The 18,994-nt window shown below is 64.9% G+C and carries 16 protein-coding genes; 6 read left to right on the top strand and 10 right to left on the bottom strand.

The window, feature by feature from the left end:
- The first annotated feature begins 237 nt into the window (after window positions 1–237).
- Window positions 238–1,911, top strand: a complete 1,674-nt coding sequence (locus J4D52_RS01990; protein WP_025807030.1) for a bifunctional diguanylate cyclase/phosphodiesterase — start codon at window positions 238–240, stop codon at window positions 1,909–1,911.
- A 42-nt stretch (window positions 1,912–1,953) separates the two neighbouring features.
- On the opposite strand, the gene J4D52_RS01985 is transcribed toward J4D52_RS01990, so the two are convergent.
- On the bottom strand, window positions 1,954–3,363 hold the full coding sequence (locus tag J4D52_RS01985; protein ID WP_173678522.1) for a NorM family multidrug efflux MATE transporter: 1,410 nt from the start codon (window positions 3,361–3,363) through the stop codon (window positions 1,954–1,956).
- Window positions 3,364–3,520: 157 nt separating this feature from the next.
- On the opposite strand from J4D52_RS01985, the gene J4D52_RS01980 reads away from it, so the two are divergent.
- The 3 genes from J4D52_RS01980 to J4D52_RS01970 all read left to right on the top strand — a co-directional run bounded on the left by J4D52_RS01980 (window position 3,521) and on the right by J4D52_RS01970 (window position 7,705).
- Window positions 3,521–4,441, top strand: coding sequence for a LysR substrate-binding domain-containing protein (locus J4D52_RS01980; RefSeq protein WP_102676145.1), 921 nt, complete (start codon window positions 3,521–3,523; stop codon window positions 4,439–4,441).
- Window positions 4,442–4,630: 189 nt separating this feature from the next.
- The gene (locus J4D52_RS01975; protein ID WP_102676146.1) at window positions 4,631–6,607 is read left to right on the top strand and encodes a methyl-accepting chemotaxis protein; all 1,977 of its coding nucleotides are present in this window, start codon (window positions 4,631–4,633) and stop codon (window positions 6,605–6,607) included.
- A gap of 126 nt (window positions 6,608–6,733) precedes the next feature.
- Window positions 6,734–7,705 carry a Ca2+-dependent phosphoinositide-specific phospholipase C gene (locus J4D52_RS01970; protein WP_063433384.1) on the top strand — a complete coding sequence of 324 codons (972 nt, stop codon included), beginning with the start codon at window positions 6,734–6,736 and terminating at the stop codon, window positions 7,703–7,705.
- 4 nt (window positions 7,706–7,709) lie between these two features.
- Here the strand turns inward: J4D52_RS01970 and J4D52_RS01965 are convergent, their stop codons facing one another.
- Entirely contained in the window at window positions 7,710–8,636 is a 927-nt protein-coding gene (locus tag J4D52_RS01965) for an ABC transporter six-transmembrane domain-containing protein (RefSeq protein ID WP_169915237.1), read from the bottom strand.
- Between the two features lie 114 nt (window positions 8,637–8,750).
- Here J4D52_RS01965 and J4D52_RS01960 point away from each other — a divergent pair, with 114 nt between their 5' ends.
- Both J4D52_RS01960 and J4D52_RS01955 read left to right on the top strand, forming a co-directional pair.
- Window positions 8,751–9,326 (top strand): TetR/AcrR family transcriptional regulator, encoded by a 576-nt coding sequence (locus J4D52_RS01960; RefSeq protein ID WP_063433640.1) that lies wholly within the window; start codon window positions 8,751–8,753, stop codon window positions 9,324–9,326.
- A gap of 106 nt (window positions 9,327–9,432) precedes the next feature.
- Entirely contained in the window at window positions 9,433–10,647 is a 1,215-nt protein-coding gene (locus J4D52_RS01955; RefSeq protein ID WP_025807036.1) for an aldose 1-epimerase family protein, read from the top strand.
- Between the two features lie 6 nt (window positions 10,648–10,653).
- On the opposite strand, the gene J4D52_RS01950 is transcribed toward J4D52_RS01955, so the two are convergent.
- The 8 genes from J4D52_RS01950 to J4D52_RS01915 form a co-directional block, all read right to left on the bottom strand.
- Window positions 10,654–12,147, bottom strand: a complete 1,494-nt coding sequence (locus J4D52_RS01950; RefSeq protein WP_102676147.1) for a YifB family Mg chelatase-like AAA ATPase — start codon at window positions 12,145–12,147, stop codon at window positions 10,654–10,656.
- A 108-nt stretch (window positions 12,148–12,255) separates the two neighbouring features.
- Window positions 12,256–13,005 (bottom strand): phosphocholine cytidylyltransferase family protein, encoded by a 750-nt coding sequence (locus J4D52_RS01945; protein WP_102676148.1) that lies wholly within the window; start codon window positions 13,003–13,005, stop codon window positions 12,256–12,258.
- Between the two features lie 6 nt (window positions 13,006–13,011).
- Window positions 13,012–13,644: a gamma-glutamyl-gamma-aminobutyrate hydrolase family protein gene (locus tag J4D52_RS01940; protein WP_102676149.1), complete on the bottom strand. Its 633-nt coding sequence runs from the start codon at window positions 13,642–13,644 to the stop codon at window positions 13,012–13,014.
- Complete coding sequence (locus J4D52_RS01935) at window positions 13,641–16,043, bottom strand: PEP-utilizing enzyme (RefSeq protein ID WP_102676150.1); 2,403 nt, start codon at window positions 16,041–16,043, stop codon at window positions 13,641–13,643. The genes J4D52_RS01940 and J4D52_RS01935 overlap by 4 nt, the downstream gene beginning before the upstream one ends.
- Window positions 16,040–16,768, bottom strand: a complete 729-nt coding sequence (locus J4D52_RS01930) for a formyltransferase family protein (protein WP_102676151.1) — start codon at window positions 16,766–16,768, stop codon at window positions 16,040–16,042. The genes J4D52_RS01935 and J4D52_RS01930 overlap by 4 nt, the downstream gene beginning before the upstream one ends.
- Window positions 16,765–17,337 carry a hypothetical protein gene (locus tag J4D52_RS01925; RefSeq protein WP_102676152.1) on the bottom strand — a complete coding sequence of 191 codons (573 nt, stop codon included), beginning with the start codon at window positions 17,335–17,337 and terminating at the stop codon, window positions 16,765–16,767. The genes J4D52_RS01930 and J4D52_RS01925 overlap by 4 nt, the downstream gene beginning before the upstream one ends.
- Window positions 17,331–17,858: an adenylyl-sulfate kinase gene (locus J4D52_RS01920; RefSeq protein WP_102676153.1), complete on the bottom strand. Its 528-nt coding sequence runs from the start codon at window positions 17,856–17,858 to the stop codon at window positions 17,331–17,333. The genes J4D52_RS01925 and J4D52_RS01920 overlap by 7 nt, the downstream gene beginning before the upstream one ends.
- 4 nt (window positions 17,859–17,862) lie before the next feature.
- Entirely contained in the window at window positions 17,863–18,924 is a 1,062-nt protein-coding gene (locus tag J4D52_RS01915) for a CDP-glycerol glycerophosphotransferase family protein (RefSeq protein WP_063433377.1), read from the bottom strand.
- Window positions 18,925–18,994: the final 70 nt, after the last annotated feature.

Here is an 18,994-nt window from a genome sequence, read left to right as displayed (position 1 = left end):
GCGGGCATTTTAACAGGATGAACGGATTCTGCTGCTCTCTCCGACTTGTGACGCAGCACGCTATCTAAATTTGCCGGTTTTGATACTTTCCCTCAGGATGCGCGCTGAATATGCGTCTAATGTTCGAGTTAGAGCGGTACAAGAAATTGCGTTTGATAATCAATATCATTTGTCATTGTTTATCTACGCGTCATAATGCCCGCCGCCAACTTCTATTACAGAGTCTAGGGAGCTAGCTTGTCTAAGCCTGTCGAACCCTTGCGCTTGCTGCTGCTGGCCGAAGAGCCGGCGTGGGCAGCGTTGTTGCGCGAGTGTCTCGCTCCGTTGGGAGACTCGGTGGTGCTGATCAGTGCGCCGACCTGGGAATCTGTCAGCCGTCTGTTCGACGAAGATCGCTCTGCGATTCTGTTAACCGTTCCCCAACTGCAACCGGCTCCCGGTCGTTGCAGCCTGCCCACGGTATTGCTGCTGGAGCAGGAGCCGCTGAACACGCCAGCCGGCGCCAGCGACTGGCTGGTGAGTAAAAGTCTCAGCGCCGATACAGTGCGCCGTTGCCTGCGCCATGTGCGTGAACGCGGGGTGCTGGAAAGCACCCTGTTGCGTCTGGCCGAGCAGGACCCTTTGACCGGCATCGCCAACCGCCAGGGTTTCCAGACCCTGCTGGCGGCGCGCCTGGCGGAAAACGAAGGACGCGGGCTGGCGCTGGGGCACCTGGACCTGGACAACTTCCGGCATGCCAACGATGCGCTGGGCCACCAGGCCGGCGACCGGTTGATCCTGCAAGTGGTCTCGCGGCTCAAGAGCCAGCTTGAGGCCGGGGACCAGCTGGCGCGCCTGGGCAGCGACGAATTCGCCCTGCTGATCGATACCCGCCGGGCGCCGCAACGCGCCGAGTGGATGGCCGAACGCATCGCCGAAGTCATGGCCGAGCCGTACTGGATCGACGGTGAAAGCCTGTTGATCGGCTGCAGCCTGGGCATCGCCCACGCCAGGGCGAATGCCGGCGCCGACCCGCTGATGTGGCACGCGCACATCGCCATGCAGCAGGCCAAAAGTACCCAGGGCTGTACCTTTCATATTTTCAACGAACGCATCAACCGCAATGCCCGCAGTCTCGCCGACCTGGAAAGCGAACTGCGCCGGGCCTTGCGCCGCGACGAGCTGGAGCTGCACTACCAGCCGCGTCTGAACCTGCATGACGGGCAGATCGTCGGCCTCGAAGCCCTGGTGCGCTGGCGCCATGGCGAGCGCGGGCTATTGCCGCCGAGCGAGTTCGTGCCGCTGGCCGAGCAGAGCGGCCTGATCGTGCCGCTGGGCTACTGGGTGATTTCCCGGGCGCTGCGCGACATGCAGGCCCTGCGCGAACGCGGCCTGGCGCCGCTGCACATGGCGGTCAACCTGTCGTTCCGCCAGTTCCAGGACAGCCAGTTGCTGTCGACCCTCAGCCGGCTGATTGCCGAGCGGGGTGTCGAGGCGCAATGGCTGGAATTCGAGCTGACCGAAACCGCGGTGATGCGCCGCAGTGACCTGGTCAAGCAGACCATGGATGCGCTGGGGCGTCTGGGGGTGCGGTTTTCCCTGGACGACTTCGGCACCGGGTTCTCGTCTTTCGTGCACCTCAACAGCCTGCCGATTGCCCTGCTCAAGATCGACAAGAGCTTTGTCGGCGGCATGGAGCAGCGCGAAGAGAACCGCAAGCTGGTGCACGCCATGATCAACCTGGCCCACAACCTCCATCTCGAGGTGGTGGCCGAAGGCGTGGAAACCCCCGAGCAACTGGCGCTGCTGCGCAGCTTCGGTTGCGATCAGGCGCAGGGCTACCTGATCAGCAAGCCGCTGCCGCTGGCGGAACTGGTGGAATACCTGACGTTTGGCAGAAGCCAGCAGGCCCTGGCCGGCGAGGTCATCTGACGGCACCCCGCCATAGCTGCAGGCGCAATCGGGCTCCTGCAGCTACAGCGAATCCTGGGCGGTCTGGAAGTTATCCCGTGGCGCGGGTTCCGTGCCTTCCCGGCGAATCATCCGTTGCATCTTCCATTCGAAGGCCAGGGTCAGGCTGATGGCGGCGCACGCCAGCCCCGATGCCAGGCCCCACCACACTCCGGTCGCGCCCCAGCCCAGGGTGAAGGCCATCAACCAGGCCGCCGGCGCACCGATCAGCCAATAGCAGCCCAGGCCCACGAGGAAGGTGGTCTTGGCGTCCTTGAGCCCGCGAATCGCGCCCATGGCGATGGTCTGCGTGCCGTCGAACAGCTCGAACCAGGCCGCGACCGCCAGCAGGCTGACCGCGAGGTTGATCACATCACGAAAGGCCGGGTCGTTATGGTCGAGGAACAGCCCGATCAACTGGTTCGGCAGCAGCCAGAAAATCATGGCGAAACCCAGCATGGCCGCGCCGCCAAAGGCGATCCCGACCCGGCCGGCCATACGCGCGTGCAACAGCTGCCCGGCGCCGTAGTGCTGGCCGATGCGCATGGTGATCGCGTAGGAGATCCCGGCCGGCACCATGAAGGCCACGGAGACAATCTGCAGGGCGATCTGGTGCGCCGCCAGCTGGGTGCTGCCCATGGTGCCCATGCACAGCGCGGCGAAGGCGAACAGCCCGACTTCCACCGCGTAGGTGCCGCCGATGGGCAGGCCCAGGCGCCAGAGTTCCCGCAGGTAGTGGCGATTGGGCCGCGCCAGGCCCTGGCGCAGCGGGTAGGCGGCGTAGGCCGGGTGGCGCTTGATGTGCCAGGCCAGCGCCAGGGCCATGCAATTGGCGACGATCGCGGTGACCAGGCCGATCCCCACCAGCCCCAGTTTCGGCAGGCCGAACATGCCGGTGATCAAGGCGTAATTGAGCAGGAAGTTGGCCACAGTGCCGGCCAGGCTGATGACCATCACCGGCGTGGCGCGGCCGATGGCGCTGGTGAAGCCGCGCAGGGCCATGAAGCTCAGGTAGCCGGGCAGGGCGAACGGCAGGATCAGCAGGAACTGGCCGGCGGACTGCACGTTGGTTTCGGTCTGGCCGAACAGCAGCAACACCGGCTTGAGGTTCCACAGCAGCAGGCCGGCGACCAGCGCCATCAGCCACGCCAGCCAGAGCCCGGCCTGGGTCAGGCGGGTGGCGCCTTCGATGTCGCCGGCGCCCTGGCGAATCGCGACCAGGGTACCGACCGCCGCGATCACGCCGATGCAGAAGATCGACACGAACGAATAGGTGGCCGCGCCGAGACCGCCGCCGGCCAGGGCTTCCGGGCTGAGGCGGGCCATCATCAGGGTGTCGGTCAGCACCATCAGCATGTGCGCCAACTGTGAGGCGATCAGCGGCCCGGCCAGCCGCAGGATGGCCCAGAGTTCGGTGCGTGCTGGATGCTGCATGGTCATCGGTCTCGATACGGGGGAGGGAGTTAAGAGGGTTGATTCTCGGCGCTCGCGGCGAGTTGCACAAAGGGATAAAAACGATTGGTGGCATGATTAAAACTCATGCTTGGTGGATTCTGGTAACTTGGCGCCATTGCGCCTGTGGAGTGCTGCCATGCCCCGTCGTCTTCCGCCCCTGTATGCCTTGCGCGCCTTTGAGGCCGCGGCGCGACACAGCTCGTTCACCCGCGCAGCCGAGGAACTGTCGATCACCCAGAGCGCGGTCAGCCGGCATATCCGTACCCTGGAAGACCACTTCACCTGTCGGCTGTTCCAGCGCAGCGGGCGCAACCTGCAACTGACCGAAGCCGCGCGCCTGCTGTTGCCAGGCATTCGCGAAGGTTTCACCGCCCTCGAGCGCGCCTGCAATACCCTGCGCGCCGAAGACGACATCCTGCGCATGAAGGCGCCCTCGACCCTGACCATGCGCTGGTTGCTGGCGCGCCTGAGCCGCTTCCGTCATCTGCAACCGGGCAACGAGGTGCAACTGACCAGCGCCTGGATGGACGTCGATTCGGTGGACTTCAACCAGGAGCCCTTCGACTGCGCGGTGCTGCTGAGCAACGGCCATTTTCCGCCGGACTGGGAGGCCAGCTACCTGTTTCCGGAATTGCTGATCCCGGTGGGCGCGCCCAACCTGCTCAACGACCAGCCGTGGGATGTGGCGCGACTGGCGGCCACCGAGCTGTTGCACCCGACCCCGGATCGCCGCGACTGGCGCAACTGGCTGGAGCGCATGGGCCTGTCCGAGCAAGTATCGCTCAAGGGCGGGCAGGTGTTCGATACCCTGGAACTGGGCATGATCGCCGCAGCCCGGGGCTACGGGGTTTCCATGGGCGATCTGCTGATGGTGGCCGAGGATGTGGCCCAGGGACGCCTGAGCCTGCCCTGGCCGACGGCGGTGGCCAGTGGCGAGAATTACTACCTGGTCTGGCCCAAGACCCGGCCTGGAGGCGAACGTTTGCGCCGCCTCAGCGACTTTCTCCAGAACGAGGTCCGGGCCATGCAATTGCCCGACGTGGAGCGTCTCGGCTGAAACGATGAAAACCCCGTGACAAGGGGCTCGCGCAATACCTGTCCGATGCGCTCAAGTATTGATCGCCGCCGCCGAATCCTTGGAAGTGGAACCTTCGTTCTGATCGGTTCCGACATCTCATTCTTATTAGAACCATTGCCGAGCGTGTGACGAGATCAGGACGATCCGGTCTCTCGGCCAGGAGCTGTCATGCCTCAACCTCGTGCCCGGATCGCCTCGCAGCTTGGTCTCGCACTCGCCGTGGTACTGGCGATCGTGATCAGCGGCAGTACTGTCTTCGCCCTGCGCTCGCTGGACGCCGCCAACCTCGCCACCCGGGAAGAACACCTGGCCAGTGAGGCACGGCTGCTGGCCGACCAGCTCAATACCTTCCACAGCACCCTGCGCGAAAGCACCCAACGCCTGAGCGGGCTGTTCGAAAAGCGTTTCAGCGGTGGCCTGAGCCTGCACCCGGACCAGCCGGTGACCGTGGCCGGTACCCAGACCCCGGGCCTGCACCTGGGTGACGTGGTGTTGAACAACAACTTCGAGGAAGTCGACGAGTTCAAGCAGATGACCGCCGGCGTGGCGACGGTGTTCGTGCGCAGCGGCGACGACTTCGTCCGCGTCAGTACTTCGCTGAGCAAGCAGGATGGCAGTCGCGCCATCGGCACCCTGCTGGACCACGCGCACCCGGCCTACCAGAAACTCATGGCGGGGCAGAGCTATGTCGGTCGCGCGCTGCTCTTCGAGCGTCTGTACATGACCCAGTACACGCCGGTGCGGGACAGCGCCGGCAAGGTGATTGCGGTGTTGTTCGTCGGCTTCGACTACACCGACGCGCAGAACGCCCAGTTCGACAACCTCAAGCGCTTCCGCATTGGCCAGACCGGCTCCCTGGCGTTGCTCGACGAGCAGCATAAATGGCTGGTGCCGCCGGCTGGCGTGCAGGCCCTGGAGCAGTCGGCAACGACCATTACCGAACTGGCCAGGCAGCCGGGCAAGGGCCGCTTCTGGAGCGACAAGAGCGAGGACTTCTACAGCGTCGCCGTTCCCTTCGAAGGCGGGCCCTGGTCGGTGGTGGCGAGCATGCCGAAGGCCGAGATCCGTGCGGTGACCTGGAGCGTCGGTACGCGCCTGGTCATCGGCAGCCTGTTGGCGATGCTGCTGGCGGTGGGCGCCACGGTCTGGCTGCTGCGCAGCAAGCTTGCGCCCCTGGGCGACCTGGTGCGCCAGGCCGACGCTTTGGGCAAAGGCGATCTGAGCGCGCGCCTGAATGTCTCCAGCCAGGATGAAATCGGCCAGTTGGCGAGCAGCTTCAACCAGATGGGCCAGGCCCTGTCGACCATGGTCGAGCACATCCGCAAGGCCGCCGAGGAGGTCAATGGTCGGGCCCAGGCGCTGTCCGGGCTTTCGGGCGGGGCGTACGAGGGCATGGAGCAGCAGTCGGGCGAAATCAGCAGCATGGCCGGGGCGGTGGAGGAGTTCAGCGCCACCTCGCTGAACATCGCCGACAACATGGGCAACACCGAACGCCTGGCCCAGGAAAATGCCCAGCAGACCCGGATCGGCCGTACCTCGATGGAAGAAGCTTCGGCTTCGCTGGAGCAGATCGCCGGCGCCTTGAACAGCACTGCCACCGTGATCAATACCCTGGGCCAGCGTTCCGAGGAAATCGGCGGCATCGTCGGGGTGATCACCGCGATTGCCGACCAGACCAACCTGCTGGCGCTCAACGCCGCCATCGAAGCCGCGCGCGCCGGCGAACAAGGTCGCGGTTTTGCCGTGGTTGCCGATGAAGTGCGCAACCTGGCGTCGCGGACCCGCGAAGCCACCGATGAAATCTCGGGGATGATCAACAGCATCCAGCAGGAAACCGGCAACGCCATCGCCACCATGGAGCAGGGCAATGTGTTGATGCAGGAAGGCCTGTCGCGCAACGCCAATGTCGCCTCGGCCCTGGCCCGAATCGACGAGCAGAGCCGTTCGGCCGGCCAGCAGTTCGCCGCGATCACCACCGCGACCCAGGAGCAGAGCAGCACCGCGACCCTGCTCAGCAGCAACCTGCAGAGCATTGCCCTGGCCAACAGCGAACAGCGCGAAGTGGTGTCGAATCTGGCGATCACCGCCAAGGAACTGGAGAGGCTGGCGGCGGACTTGCGCCAGGAGGTCGATCGGTTCCGTTGATACCGGTCGCGTGCTCCGATCGCGTGGCCGCTGGGCACCGGCGGGGAGGCCGATTGCAAATGCGTGGGGCTGGGCTAAAACATAGGGGCAATTTCCCTACAGGATGCCTTCCCGGCAGGAGCTGACATGTCCCGTCTCACTCGTTTTGCCCTCCGTACAGCCGTACTGCCCCTGGCGCTGTCCAGCCAGATGGCGTCCAGCCAGGAGGCCGCGGGATTCATTTCTCCGGCTTCCTGGTACAGCGCCTTCAACGCTATCGCCCAGGTGGCGTGCCATAACTGCTACGAAAAACAGTACGCCAGCACCTTCACCAGTGTGCTCGACAGCGTGCGCACCCTGGAGCTGGATTTCTGGGACCAGCGCGATGCGGTCACCGGTGGTTCGGCCGGTCACTGGTTCGTGCGGCACAACCCCGGCACCCTGTTCCAGTCCGGCAATGACAACAACTGCACCGGCGACGGCAAAGGCACCAACGATCTCGAGGCCTGCCTCAACGACATCAGGCTCTGGAGCGACAGCCATCCCGGGCACTTCCCGATTACCCTGATCCTCGACAAGAAGCAGGGCTGGTCGAAGGAAAGCTCCGGGCGTACGCCGAAAGACTTCGATGATCTGGTCAGCCGGATTTTCCAGGGCAAGCTCTATACCCCGGGCGACCTGGCCCGGCACCTGGGTGTCAGCAGCAGTGCCTTGCAGGGCTCGCTCAAGGGCAAGTCCTGGCCGACCGCTAGCCAACTGCAGGGCAAGGTGCTGCTGGTGCTCAACCACTCGGAGAACCAGAAGCTCTCGCAATACGCCGAAGCCCGAACCACCAGCGCCAAGGTGTTCATTTCACCGGTCACCAACGGCCAGAACGATGTCAGTGGCGAGGTCAGCGGCATGTCCAGGACGTCGTCCGGTTACGTGGCCATGAACAACATGGGCAAGGGCGACAAACAGTGGGCCGCACAAGCCTTTGCCTACAGCCACATCGGTCGGGTGTGGGGTGATGACGGCGTGCCATTCACCCAGCACATCGCCGAGAAGGTCAATCTGTCGGCGTATTACAAGTTCGCCGAAGCCAAGGATGGCAACGGCTATCGCATCCGGCCGTTCTAATGTTTCAGCGGGGCTCGTCCGGTTCGGCGAGCCCCGGGTCCACCCGCTTGCCGATATCCCGCAGGCGTGCGAGCTGATCGACCATGGTCGGCGCTTCATCCAGGCTGCTGACAAAGGTCCACAGGTAGGTCATCACCGCGTACACGTGCCCGGCCTTGACCCCTTCGGTCAGGGCCAGCTGGCTGATGGCGATCACGAACAGCAGCGCGGCCGCCGAGCCGAGCAGCAGATAGGCCGCCGCCTCGCGGTCCGACAGCCAGATCCGCAGCCGCGACAGTAGCCGGTAGTGCCGTTGCAGGGACGTGGCGCCGACCTTGGCCACCAGGCCGATTTCCTTTTCCAGCCGGTCGTTCAGGCGCTCATGCAGCTCCTGATTGCGCCGGGCAAAACGCGGCAGCAGGGTCACGCACAGCAGCAAGGCCACCAGACAGGCCAGGCCGACCCAAGGTTCGATCACCAGCAACATCACCGCCGCACCGACAATCGAGACCAGCGCGGTGGCGATGGTCGGTACGTGCTTCTCGAAGAAGTCGACGAACTCCCGGGCCAGCACCACCCGCGCCGCGGCGGTCGAGGTGCTCTGGTTCTGCAGGCGCTGGTTGAGGATCACCGGCACCGCGAGGTCGGCGTAGATCCGCGTGAAGGTACGGGTATCCACCGCCCGCCGCGCGGCCCCGACCACCCAGAACGCCAGCACCACCAGGGCATAGACCAGGGCGCTGCCGGCGTCGCCGCGAATGATCGAGTCCACGGCGAACCCGGCAAACAGCGGGTAGGCCAGCAGCAACGCGTTCTCCAGCGCTACCAGCGACAAGGTGCAGAACAGCTTGCCGGGGTAGGCGCGGGCAATGGCTTTCAGGGTCTGACTGGCGGATTGCTGGCCGATTTTTTTGCTTTCATCGATCAGGACTTGCGGGGTAACGGCTGACATGAGTGCACCGGATGGAAGATAAACGCTATTATTGAGCGACTGCTCAATAGTATTTGAGCGACCGCTCAAAACGCAAGCGCCGTCGATCCGCCGGCGCCCTGAGGTAATGCCCGCATGTCCCGTACCGACCGCAAAGACCAGATCATCGCCGCTGCTCTGGAGCTGTTTCTCAGCAAGGGCTTCGCCGCTGTTTCCACCCGTGACCTGGCAGACTACGCCGGCCTGTCCCGTAGCCACATCTATCACTACTTCAGCGACTGGAATGAATTGCGTCGCGAAGCTTTCGTGCGTTTTGCCAACGAGCAACTGGACGCTGTAGGCGCGCCCCTGGTTGGCTTGCCGCCGCTTGCGGCCCTGCATGGATTCCTGCGCGATTGCCTGCCGGTTTCTGCCGAAGACAGCTGGGCGCTGTGGCTCGATGCCTGGGATGAAGCCATGCACGACACCGCGCTGGCCGAGGCCTACCAGAAGGTGGATGAGCAGTGGCAGGCCATGCTCACCAGCATTATCGAAGCCGGCGTGCAGGCCCAGGTGTTCCAGTGCGCATCACCCGCGCGCGCAGCCCGGCAGATCTTCGCCCAGATCATGGGTTATGCCGATGGCCTGTTGCTGCGGCCCTCGGCCGAGGCCGCCGCAGCGGCGATGGATGAGGTGATGGAAGTGGTCGAGTTGTTATTGAGGATTCGCTGAGCCCTGGAGAGGTGTTCGAGTGTGCCGATCGGTTGCGGAAATTAGGTTGCTGAAACGATTCATCAGCGCTATAAAAATCCTACAACTCCAATAAAGGCACTCCCCCATGACACCGCTCAGACTGCTGGTCGCTCTTTCCGCGTTCACCGCTGCTTCCCACGCCATGGCCTGGGACTATGTCCTGCTCGATACCGACAAGGCCGCCCAGGACTTTCATATCACCAGCGCACAGCTGGGGGTGAAAACCGCCAAGCCCTTTTCCGTGACCTTGCGCACCCTGCATGGCGGGCGGCAGGAGGGGGTGAGCATCGTCGATATCGACAACGGTGCGATGAAGCTCTCGGTAGTGCCGACCCGCGGCATGAATGTGCTGCAGGCCTCCGTCGGCACGGTGCGCATGGGTTGGGACTCGCCGGTCAAGGAGGTGGTCAACCCGGCGTTCATCGAACTCAACGGTCGCGGCGGCCTGGGCTGGCTGGAAGGCTTCAACGAACTGGTGACCCGCTGCGGCTACGAGTGGGTCGGGCATCCGGGCATGGATAACGGCGAGCTGCTGACCCTGCACGGTCGCGCGGCGAACATCCCGGCGAACAAGGTCACCCTGCATATCGACGAGAAGCCGCCGTATGCCATCAGCCTGCGCGGCGAGCTCAAGGAGCAGGCGTTCAAGAAGGTCGATTTCTCGGTGGCCACCGAGCTGGTGACCGAGCCGGGCAGCGTCAGTTTTGCCCTCAACGACACCCTGACCAACAACGGCGACTACCCGAAGGAATACCAGGCGCTGTATCACAGCAATTTCAGCACGCCGTTCCTCGAAGAGGGCGCGAAGTTCGCCGCACCGGTGAAGCAAGTATCGCCCTTCAATGACAAGGCCAAGGCCGACCTTGCCGATTGGCAGACCTACCGCGGCCCGACCCGGGATTACGACGAGACCGTCTACAACCTGGTGCCTTACGCCGATGCCCAGGGCGATACCCTGACGGTTCTGCACAACAAGGTTGGCAGCCTCGGCGTGGCGGTGGGCTTCAATACCCGGCAGTTGCCGGTGTTCTCCCTGTGGAAAAACACCGATACCCAAAGCCAGGGCTATGTGACCGGCTTGGAGCCGGGCACCAGTTTCTCCTACAACCGTCGCTACCAGCGCCCTCTGGGCCTGGTGCCGACCATCGAGGCCAGGCAGAGCAAGCAATTCCAGATCCGCTACAGCCTGCTGGCCGACAAGGCGGCTGTGGATAAGTCCCTGGCCGAGATCAGCCAGATCCAGAACGGCCGGCAGACCGAAGTACGGCCGACGCCACTGGTGGACCTGAGCCAGGAGTGATCCTCCTCAGCTCGCGGCCGGCCGGTATTGCAGCGCTTCGGCCAGGTGCTCGCGGCTGATCTGCTCGGCCTGCTCGAGGTCCGCCAGGGTGCGGGCGACCTTGAGCAGGCGGTGGGCGGCGCGCAGGGACAGGGTCAGGCGTTCGCAGGCGGTTTCCAGCCAGTGCTCGTCGGTTGTGGATAACTGGCAATGCCGGCGTAGGCCCGGCAGATCGAGAAAGGCATTGGCGCAACCCTGGCGCCGTTGTTGCCGCTCCCGGGCGCGGGCCACCAGGGCCGCGGCTTGCGCGGTGTTATCCCCAGCCTGGGGCTTGGGGTTGAGGGCGGTGCTTTCCCGGGCCACGGTCAGGTGCAGGTCGATGCGGTCGAGCAGCGGCCCGGAGAGCTTGTTGCGATAACGCTGGATCTGCTCCGGGGTGCAGCGGCAACGGCCACTGGGCTCGCCAAGATATCCACAGGGGCAGGGGTTCATTGCCGCTACCAGCTGGAAGCGTGCGGGAAAATGCACCCGGTCGCGGGCCCGGGCAATGACGATTTGCCCCGACTCCAGCGGCTCGCGCAGCACCTCCAGTACCTTGCGGTCAAATTCCGGCAACTCGTCAAGGAACAAAACTCCGTGGTGGGCGAGGGTGATTTCCCCAGGTTGCGGTTTCGAGCCTCCGCCCACCAGTGCCGGCCCTGACGCAGAGTGATGAGGCTGGCGAAACGGCCGCTGTGGCCAGTGGCTCAGGGGAATGTGGCTGGTGACCGACTGGATGGCGGCCACTTCCAGGGCTTCCTGTTCCTCCAGTGGCGGCAACAGGCCGGGCAGGCGGCTGGCCAGCAAGGTCTTGCCAGTGCCCGGCGGGCCGCTGAACAGCAGGTTGTGCGCACCGGCCGCGGCCACCAGCAGCGCGCGTTTGGCAGCCAGTTGGCCCTGCACTTCATTTAGGTCGGGGTAGGGCCGGTTCTGGTAGAGCAGGCCGTCCGAGGCGTAGGGCTCGATCGGGGTGTGGTCGTTGAAGTGGGCGACGGCTTCCAGCAAATGCTCGACGGCGATCACCTTCAGTCCCGAGGCCAGGCAGGCTTCCTCGGCATTCGCACGCGGCACCATCAGCGTGCGTCCGGCCTGGCGCGCGGCCAGGGCCGCTGGCAGCACGCCGCGCACCGGGCGAACCGCGCCGGAAAGTGCCAGTTCGCCCAGGCATTCGACATTCTCTAGGGCCAGGGTCGGTACCTGCACGCTGGCGGCGAGAATGCCCAGGGCGATTGCCAGGTCGAAGCGCCCGCCGTCCTTGGGCAGGTCGGCCGGGGCGAGATTGAGGGTGATGCGCCGGGCCGGAAAATCGAAGCCGGCATTGAGAATGGCGCTGCGCACCCGGTCCTTGCTTTCCTTGACCGCCGCTTCGGGCAGGCCCACCAGGGTCAGGGCCGGCAGGCCGTTGGCCAGATGGACTTCGACCGACACGGCCGGCGCTTGCACGCCGGTCTGGGCACGGCTGTGGACAATGGCCAGAGACATGACTCGTTCCTTGAGGCTGGGAAACCGCGTCCTGCGGTTGTGCAAGCCTAGCCCCGGCCAGGGCTAAGCAGCGTCGGCAAATAGACTCGGGATGTTGCGGCGGGCGGCTCAGCCGCGCCAGTCGTGGGACCAGCCTGGTTGGGCGATGTGCTGTTCGTACAGGGCGATGTCCGACTGGTTGTCGACTTCCACCCAACCGCCGCGAATGGCCACAGTGGCGATGGCAGTGCCGGCCTGGAGCAGGGCGCGCAGCAGGCTGGTCATGTCCAGTTTGTCGATCTGCGGGTCGTTCATGCCGGACAGCAGTGCCTGGACCTGGCGCCATCCTGCGGGGGTGAATTTCAGCAGGCCCATGTACTGGCCCTCGATTTCCTCGCGGCTGGCGACCCTTTCACCGATGCCCAGCAGTTGGCCTGCCTGTTGGCGGAAGCTTTCGGCGTCGCTGAGGGGATCATCGGAGCGCGCCGACCACAGGTCCCACCAGTCGAGGTCGTAGGTGATGCTCAGGGGGGCCTGGGAGGCCATCAGGTCACGGACGATGTCCGGGCGGTAGACGATATCGCCGTAGCACACCAGGGTCGGTTCGCTGGACAGCAGGGCATCGGCGCGCATCAGGCTGCGCACCATGTTGCTGCTGGCCCAATGCGGGTTGTACAGCCGGCTCTGGCCATAGCCTTCAAGGGCTTCGCTGCAATAACCGCTGACCAGGTGCACCTCGTCGACCCCGGCGTTTTCCAGGGCTTGCAGCTGCCATTCGAGCAGCGGCTTGCCAGCCAGGCGGGCCAGGGGCTTGGGTTGCGCGGCGGTCAGGTCTTTCAGGCGGGAACCGCGGCCGGCGGCGAGAATTACGGCTTTCATGTCAGGTCACTCAAAGAGCCATTGGCACAGTTGTCGATCGGCTTCGTCCAGCGCTGCTTCGCGCTCGGGATGCCACATGATGCCGGCCACCTTGAGGCTGGCATGCACCAGGGCCTCGCAGGTCCCGGCAGCGTCCAGGGCCCAGGGGCGCAGGGCGGCGGGCAGCGGGTCGAGCAACTGTTTGCCGTGGAAGGAATTGACCGAGCGCGAAGCGGCCTGGCCCTGTAGCCAGGGCAGCTCGTCGGCGGCCAGCAAGGTGATGAGGTGGCGTTGCGCGACGTGCACGTCGCGGTCGGCATCGGCCAACCGGCCGCCGAAAAAGCTGTGGATCAGTTGCAGACCGCGGCAGACCCCCAGCACCGGCAACCGCTCGGCCACGCAGTGGGCCAGCAGCGCCTGTTCGCTCTGGTCGCGCAACAGGTCGCCGCCGAGGTCGTCGCCACCGCTGAAGATCACGCCTTGCACGCCCTGGGCACGGGCATAGGCCACGGTGTCCTCGCCCAGGTTAGGCAGCAGCAGCCATTGGTTGCCGCAGCCAAGCTCGGCGAAAAAGCGGTACCAGTCCCTGGCCAGGCCGTCGCGCGGTTCGTGGTAGGCCTGGGGGTTGCAGGTTCTCAGGGTGATACCGAGACGTTTCATGGCTGCACCGGGTTCAGGGTCTTGTCGCGACAATTGAGGGCGATGCGCGGGCTGCGCAGGATCCGGTTGAACAACTGTTCGCCGCAGCCGATGGCCGCCGGGATGCCGAACTCGGCGCAGCGGATGGCCATGTGCGAGTTGGCCCCGCCGTATTGGGTGACCAGCCCGGCGATGCCGCGGGTGAAGACCCAGTCGTAGCCGGGGTCGGCATTTTCGATGCAGACGATCTTGCCCTTGAGCGGCGCCGAGGCCGGGGTGTCCTGGCGCAATTCCATGCCGATGGCTTCGACGTTCTGCCGGGTGATGAAGTTGGGCAGGCTGCGATGCAGCGGCGCGACGAATACATCGTCGACCGCGCTGATCAGGTGCCCGAGCTTCAGCGAGATGCCCTGTTCATAACTGCGTCGCGCCTGGCTGGCCGCCTCCAGCAGGACCCGGTCGGTGTCGTCCATCAGCGGCGTGGTGAGGCTGTCGAGCAGCGGGTGGATATCGAGAAAGGACAGGTCTTCCCTGGCCAGGCCGACGTCGGCGCCCCAGCTCACCAGCAGTTGCAGGGCATCGGACAAATCCCGGGTGAACACCAGCTTGGCGTATTCCCGGGCCTGGATGGCCTGGCTGGCGTAATCCAGCAGGTGTTCGGTCGACAGCGGCCAGCCTTGTTCGTCGATCAACTGCTGCAGGGCCTGGCGTTCTTCGGGGTGCAGCTGGAATGCCGCCTGCAGGCTTGCGCCATGACCCAGCTCGACGGTTGCGGCAGCGAACAGGTCGTGGCGTTCGTCATAACGCAATGAGGTGATGTCGTAGGTACCAGGTCGCAGATGGCCGAATTTGGCGACGAAGGCTGGCAGTGTCCGGGCGTCGGCGCAGACCTGGGCGTATTCGCGGGTCAGTTCGGTGGTGACGGTGTGGATCGACTGCTTCCAGGCCAGCAGGCGCTCGGTGCTCAGGGCGCCTCGGCGGCAGGCCGAGCGCAGCAGGGCTTCGGCGATGAATGCATGCCGGGCCAGCATGGCGAACGGCAGCGTACCTTGCTCGCGGCAGTCCAGCAGCAGGCGGTGGATGCTGTCGAGGTCGGCCGGCAGGGCATCGAGACGGCGGCTTTGCTGCTGGCGCTCGTGAGCGCGCACCTGATCCAGCAAGGGCGGCAGGGCGCCGGCGCCGTCACCGCTCAGCACCCGCAGCGTCAGTTGGTCGAGGGCCGAGCGATAGGTCCGTTGTTCGGCGGTGCTGAGGCTGTCGCCATAACGCTCGGCGAAGTCGGCATCGAAAGTGAAGTCCAGGCAGGTCTGGACGACTTCGAACTCGACCTTGTCGTGCCATTGCGGGTGGGCCTGCAGGCGCTGCAGCCAGGCGTTGACCAGCTTTGTACACAACCCTGGCTCCAGGCCCGCCGGCAGGAATGAGTTGAAGCTGCAGCGCACATCGATATACGGGTGATGGCCGAGCATCACCATCAGGGCCTGGTGCCGCGGGTGGTGATAACCCATCAGGGCGCGGGCTTCGCGCCAGGTCGAATCCGTCACCAGGCGCCGATACAGCGAGGCTGCCAGCGGGCGTGGGGTGGTGCCGATGATTTCCGCCGGATTCCAGTCGGGCATCACCCCCAGCAGGGTGCTGTCGCCATACAGGCCGGCCTGGGGCGCCAGGCGTTTGGCCAGGAAGCGCTGGATGTGCTCGAGCTGGCGCGCCACCCGCCGTTCGGTGACCGGGTGCCAGGTGTTGCACAGCGTGATGCGCCGTACCTGCAACACATACACCTGTTGGTGGCGGTCGACGGCGAATTCGATGTCCAGCGGCACGTTGCCACAGAGCGCTTCCAGCTCCCGGCAGGCGTCGATCACCGCCTGCAGGCGTGGGGAGCGCAACTGGGCACTCTCGGTGTCGCGGTAGACCAGCACGGTTTTCTGGATGCCCTGGCCGCCGGTGATGGTATCGGTCAGGCCGCTCTCATCGTCGTAGTTCACCACGTAATAAGGGGCGCCATGCTCCAGGTCGTGGGTCATCACCACGCCGCTCATCTGGATCGAGGTCAGCATCGGCTGGATCAGGACCTGGTTGTCCTCGCAGCAGTGCTCGGCAAAGGACGCGATCACCTGTTCGATGGCGACACTCAAGGCCCGAGGGTCGGTAATACTGACATTCAGGCAACTGGTGAACAGGCCGGCCATGGAACTGTTGACGCTGTCTTCGTTCTGCGCGCTGCTGCGCACGATCACGAAAAAGCCGCCATGCTCCAGCCGGGCAATGTTCTGCAGCACGTCAGCGGGGTCGTCCCGCCACTGCCGGGCGGTGAAGAAGTACAGCGGCAGGATCCGCGAGCGGGTGACCCGTGGTTGCAGGCGCTCCAGGGTTTCGGATTTGGTCCCGAAACGAACGATGTTTTCGGCGGCCCGGTTCATGGTGTGTCCTCGTGCTTGTCCACCGCCAGCAGGGCCAGGTGTTTGAGCAGCGGGTGAATGATGAAGTAGGGCGGCTTTTCGGCCTCGGCCGGCAGGGGACGCAGGGCCTGAGCGCCTTCGCGCCGCCAGTGGCTCAGGACTTCCACCAGCAGGTCGGCGCGGATCGCATTGTCATACAGGTAGTCGACGTCCATGCCAGGCGGGGGCAGGGGATAGGCCTTGCGCGCCAGTACCGGGCCGGTGTCGATCTGCTCATCGAGCAGCAGGGCGCTGGCGGCGCATTCGCGCTGTTCGATGATCTGGTAGTACAGGGTGGTGCTGCCGCGATAGTCCGGCAGCCAGCCGGAGTGGATATGCAGCACTGGGTAGCGACTCAGCAGGGCCGCCGGCACCAGTTGCCCGCCGTAGCCGGAGTAGACCAGCAGGTCCGGCGCCTGGCGGGCAATAAGTGCGAGCAGTTGCGGGTCGTCGAGAGTTTGGGCGGGACATATCTCGTGGGGCCAGTCCAGGGCGGCCAGGCAGGTGTCGATGTCTTGGCTCAGGTCCGGGCAGAACAGCCCCGCGAGTGGCTGTACCTGCAACTCGCGGGTGGTTTGCAACGCGCCGCCGCCCTGGCCGTAGACAATCACCGCTTCAGGTTCGATACCGGCGGCCGCCAAGCCTTGCAGGTAGGCGACCGAGCGCGCGGTGCGGGCGCAGAGGATCAGCAGGCGCGCGCGACTCATAAGCCGGCCTCCCGGGCGACTGTGGTCAGCACTTGTTGTTCCTGGGTCAGCAGCCAGGCCAGGTAGGCACCCTGGTCCGGGTCGAGGCGGCCCTGCTGCGACACCAGGGTATCCGTCAACTTGAGCAGGCCACTGAGGTAATAGGCCGCGCCGCTCGCCTGCCAGCCGTGCAGCATGCATTCGGCCAGCAACAGGTAAGGCGGTACGGCCCCATAGCTGCTATGGGGCAGCGGGCGGTGCGGAGCCTCGGCTTCGTAGCCGGCATACAGGCGTTTGCTCACTTCGAATTTCTTCAGCAGGCGCGGCAGCCAGTAGGCCGCCAGCGGGCCGGAGACTCCAGCGCCTGTGCGCATTTCCAGGCACAGATGGCCCAGCAGCGCCGTGCTGTCATTGGCGTGCGCCGGGCCTTGTGGATGTAGCGTAGGCAAGGCCGGCGCTGGCAGGTGGGCACATGCGGCCAGGCGCGAGGCGCGCCAGGCGTCGACGAAGGCTTCGCCCTGGAAGCTGCTGTAGCGATAGGCCTGCGGGTTTTCCAGCAGGTCCCCGTCGCTGTAGGCGTAGTTCAGCATGATGGTGGATACCCACAGAGCTGGCGAATACGTTCCACATAGCCCGGGATGTCGTCGGGCTCGTGACGGTTGTGCAGCACCAGGTCCGGGCGTTGCGGCGGTGGATACTCGATATCCACGCCCACCACGTTGCTCTGTTCGCCCCGCAGGGCGGACTGATACAGCCCCTTGTTGTCACGGCTGACCAGGGTGCTCAGCGGCACATCGACGAACACTTCCCGGTAGCTGGAGAAACGCTGGCGGTTGTCGTCGCTGATGTCCTGGAACATCGACAGGATGCAGCAGACCACATCGATGCCCTGGCTATCGAGCCAGCCGCACAGGGCCTGGATCCGTTCGGCGTTGACCCGGCGTCCGGCGACGCTGTAGGCGTCCGCCCGCTGGTCATGGCGAAACAGCGCGCGAATCTCGTCGCCGTCGACGAACACGGTCTGCGGCCGCTGCGCTTTCAGGCTGGCATACAGGGCCCGGCCAATCGTGGTTTTGCCCGCTCCTGACATGCCGACCAGCCAGATCACCATGGCTTCACCCCTGCTTGAGTATGTTTTCGATGTTGCGCAGCGCCAGTACCGCCAGCTCCGCCGAGAAACCATAGCTGGGAGCGAAGTAATGGCGACGCAGGCGCTGACGGACCGCGGCCTGCTGTTGCCAGAGGCTCTCGTCCCCCAGCAGGTTGGCCAGTTGCCAGCGCGCCTCGGGGTCGAGGTTGACGATGTCGTTGCGCAGCAGCACATCGGGCGATTCCTCGCCGGTCAGTGCATCCTGCTCGGCGTCCGGCACGTTCAACAGCAGCAGGTTCTTGTCCAGGTACAGGGCGCCGAACGCGGTTCCGCCGTAGTCCGAAACCACATAGTCGGCGCAACGGAACAGGGTGAGGTTGTCGTAGACGCGGGTAATCACCGCGGTGAACGGGTATTGCTCGAGCAGTTTCAGCGCCTCGGGATCGGCCTCGACCGACAGCGGGTGGGTCTTCACGATGACGTTGTAGCGATCGCACAACCCGGCCATGGCGTCGGCGAAGCGGCTGATCGACGACAGCTCCAGCCAGGTCGGCAGCCACAGCACCGTCTTTTTCGTCGGGTCCAGGCCCAGGTCCGCCGGGTGCTGGCCTTGCAGCGAGGTTTCGCGGAAGTAGGCGTCGTAGCGCGGGTAACCCATCTGGAAGGTCACGGCATCGCAGCATTCGCGCAGGCGCTCGGCCTGCCAGGGGCCGAAGCACAGAATCAGGTCGTAGTGCCGGTTCCAGCTGGAAAAGTTGTGTTTGTACTTGCCCAGGGCGTACATGAAGCGCACCTGCCGATGGCCCAGCGCCTTGATCATCGGCTGGGAGCCGTGGTCGTACATGCTGTGGTTGGAGACCACCACGTCATAGCGGTGGTTGGCCTTGATCACATCCAGGCTGCCGTGGCAGCTGTAACCCAGGCCACCGATCAGTTCGCGGCTTTGCGCGCGCTCTTCATGGGTGCCATGCAGGACCACATCGAAAGCGTCGGCCCCGAGCAGGCTCCAGACTGCCTGATAGTGATTGAGCATCTCGGCGGTATGGACGAAGAAGGCCAAGCGGCTGAAGGGTTTTGGCGCGGTCATAGGGCTACCTGGTGCAATTAAGTCGAGGCAAGCGTTCGCGTTGCTTGGCGGTGTTGTGGGGCATGACTCG

Source organism: Pseudomonas sp. GW460-12-10-14-TSB1 (assembly GCF_017349775.1).
Classification (GTDB): Bacteria; Pseudomonadota; Gammaproteobacteria; order Pseudomonadales; family Pseudomonadaceae; genus Aquipseudomonas; species Aquipseudomonas piscium.
This window is presented reverse-complemented; position numbering and strand designations above follow the sequence as displayed.

Excerpts from the sequence above, each read along its gene's own strand:
- J4D52_RS01985 (WP_173678522.1), bottom strand. The coding sequence starts at position 3,363 with ATGCAGCATCCAGCACGCACCGAACTCTGGGCCATCCTGCGGCTGGCC.
- J4D52_RS01980 (WP_102676145.1), top strand. The coding sequence starts at position 3,521 with ATGCCCCGTCGTCTTCCGCCCCTGTATGCCTTGCGCGCCTTTGAGGCC.
- J4D52_RS01975 (WP_102676146.1), top strand. The coding sequence starts at position 4,631 with ATGCCTCAACCTCGTGCCCGGATCGCCTCGCAGCTTGGTCTCGCACTC.
- J4D52_RS01970 (WP_063433384.1), top strand. The coding sequence starts at position 6,734 with ATGTCCCGTCTCACTCGTTTTGCCCTCCGTACAGCCGTACTGCCCCTG.
- J4D52_RS01965 (WP_169915237.1), bottom strand. The coding sequence starts at position 8,636 with ATGTCAGCCGTTACCCCGCAAGTCCTGATCGATGAAAGCAAAAAAATC.
- J4D52_RS01960 (WP_063433640.1), top strand. The coding sequence starts at position 8,751 with ATGTCCCGTACCGACCGCAAAGACCAGATCATCGCCGCTGCTCTGGAG.
- J4D52_RS01955 (WP_025807036.1), top strand. The coding sequence starts at position 9,433 with ATGACACCGCTCAGACTGCTGGTCGCTCTTTCCGCGTTCACCGCTGCT.
- J4D52_RS01950 (WP_102676147.1), bottom strand. The coding sequence starts at position 12,147 with ATGTCTCTGGCCATTGTCCACAGCCGTGCCCAGACCGGCGTGCAAGCG.
- J4D52_RS01945 (WP_102676148.1), bottom strand. The coding sequence starts at position 13,005 with ATGAAAGCCGTAATTCTCGCCGCCGGCCGCGGTTCCCGCCTGAAAGAC.
- J4D52_RS01940 (WP_102676149.1), bottom strand. The coding sequence starts at position 13,644 with ATGAAACGTCTCGGTATCACCCTGAGAACCTGCAACCCCCAGGCCTAC.
- J4D52_RS01935 (WP_102676150.1), bottom strand. The coding sequence starts at position 16,043 with ATGAACCGGGCCGCCGAAAACATCGTTCGTTTCGGGACCAAATCCGAA.
- J4D52_RS01930 (WP_102676151.1), bottom strand. The coding sequence starts at position 16,768 with ATGAGTCGCGCGCGCCTGCTGATCCTCTGCGCCCGCACCGCGCGCTCG.
- J4D52_RS01925 (WP_102676152.1), bottom strand. The coding sequence starts at position 17,337 with ATGCTGAACTACGCCTACAGCGACGGGGACCTGCTGGAAAACCCGCAG.
- J4D52_RS01920 (WP_102676153.1), bottom strand. The coding sequence starts at position 17,858 with ATGGTGATCTGGCTGGTCGGCATGTCAGGAGCGGGCAAAACCACGATT.
- J4D52_RS01915 (WP_063433377.1), bottom strand. The coding sequence starts at position 18,924 with ATGACCGCGCCAAAACCCTTCAGCCGCTTGGCCTTCTTCGTCCATACC.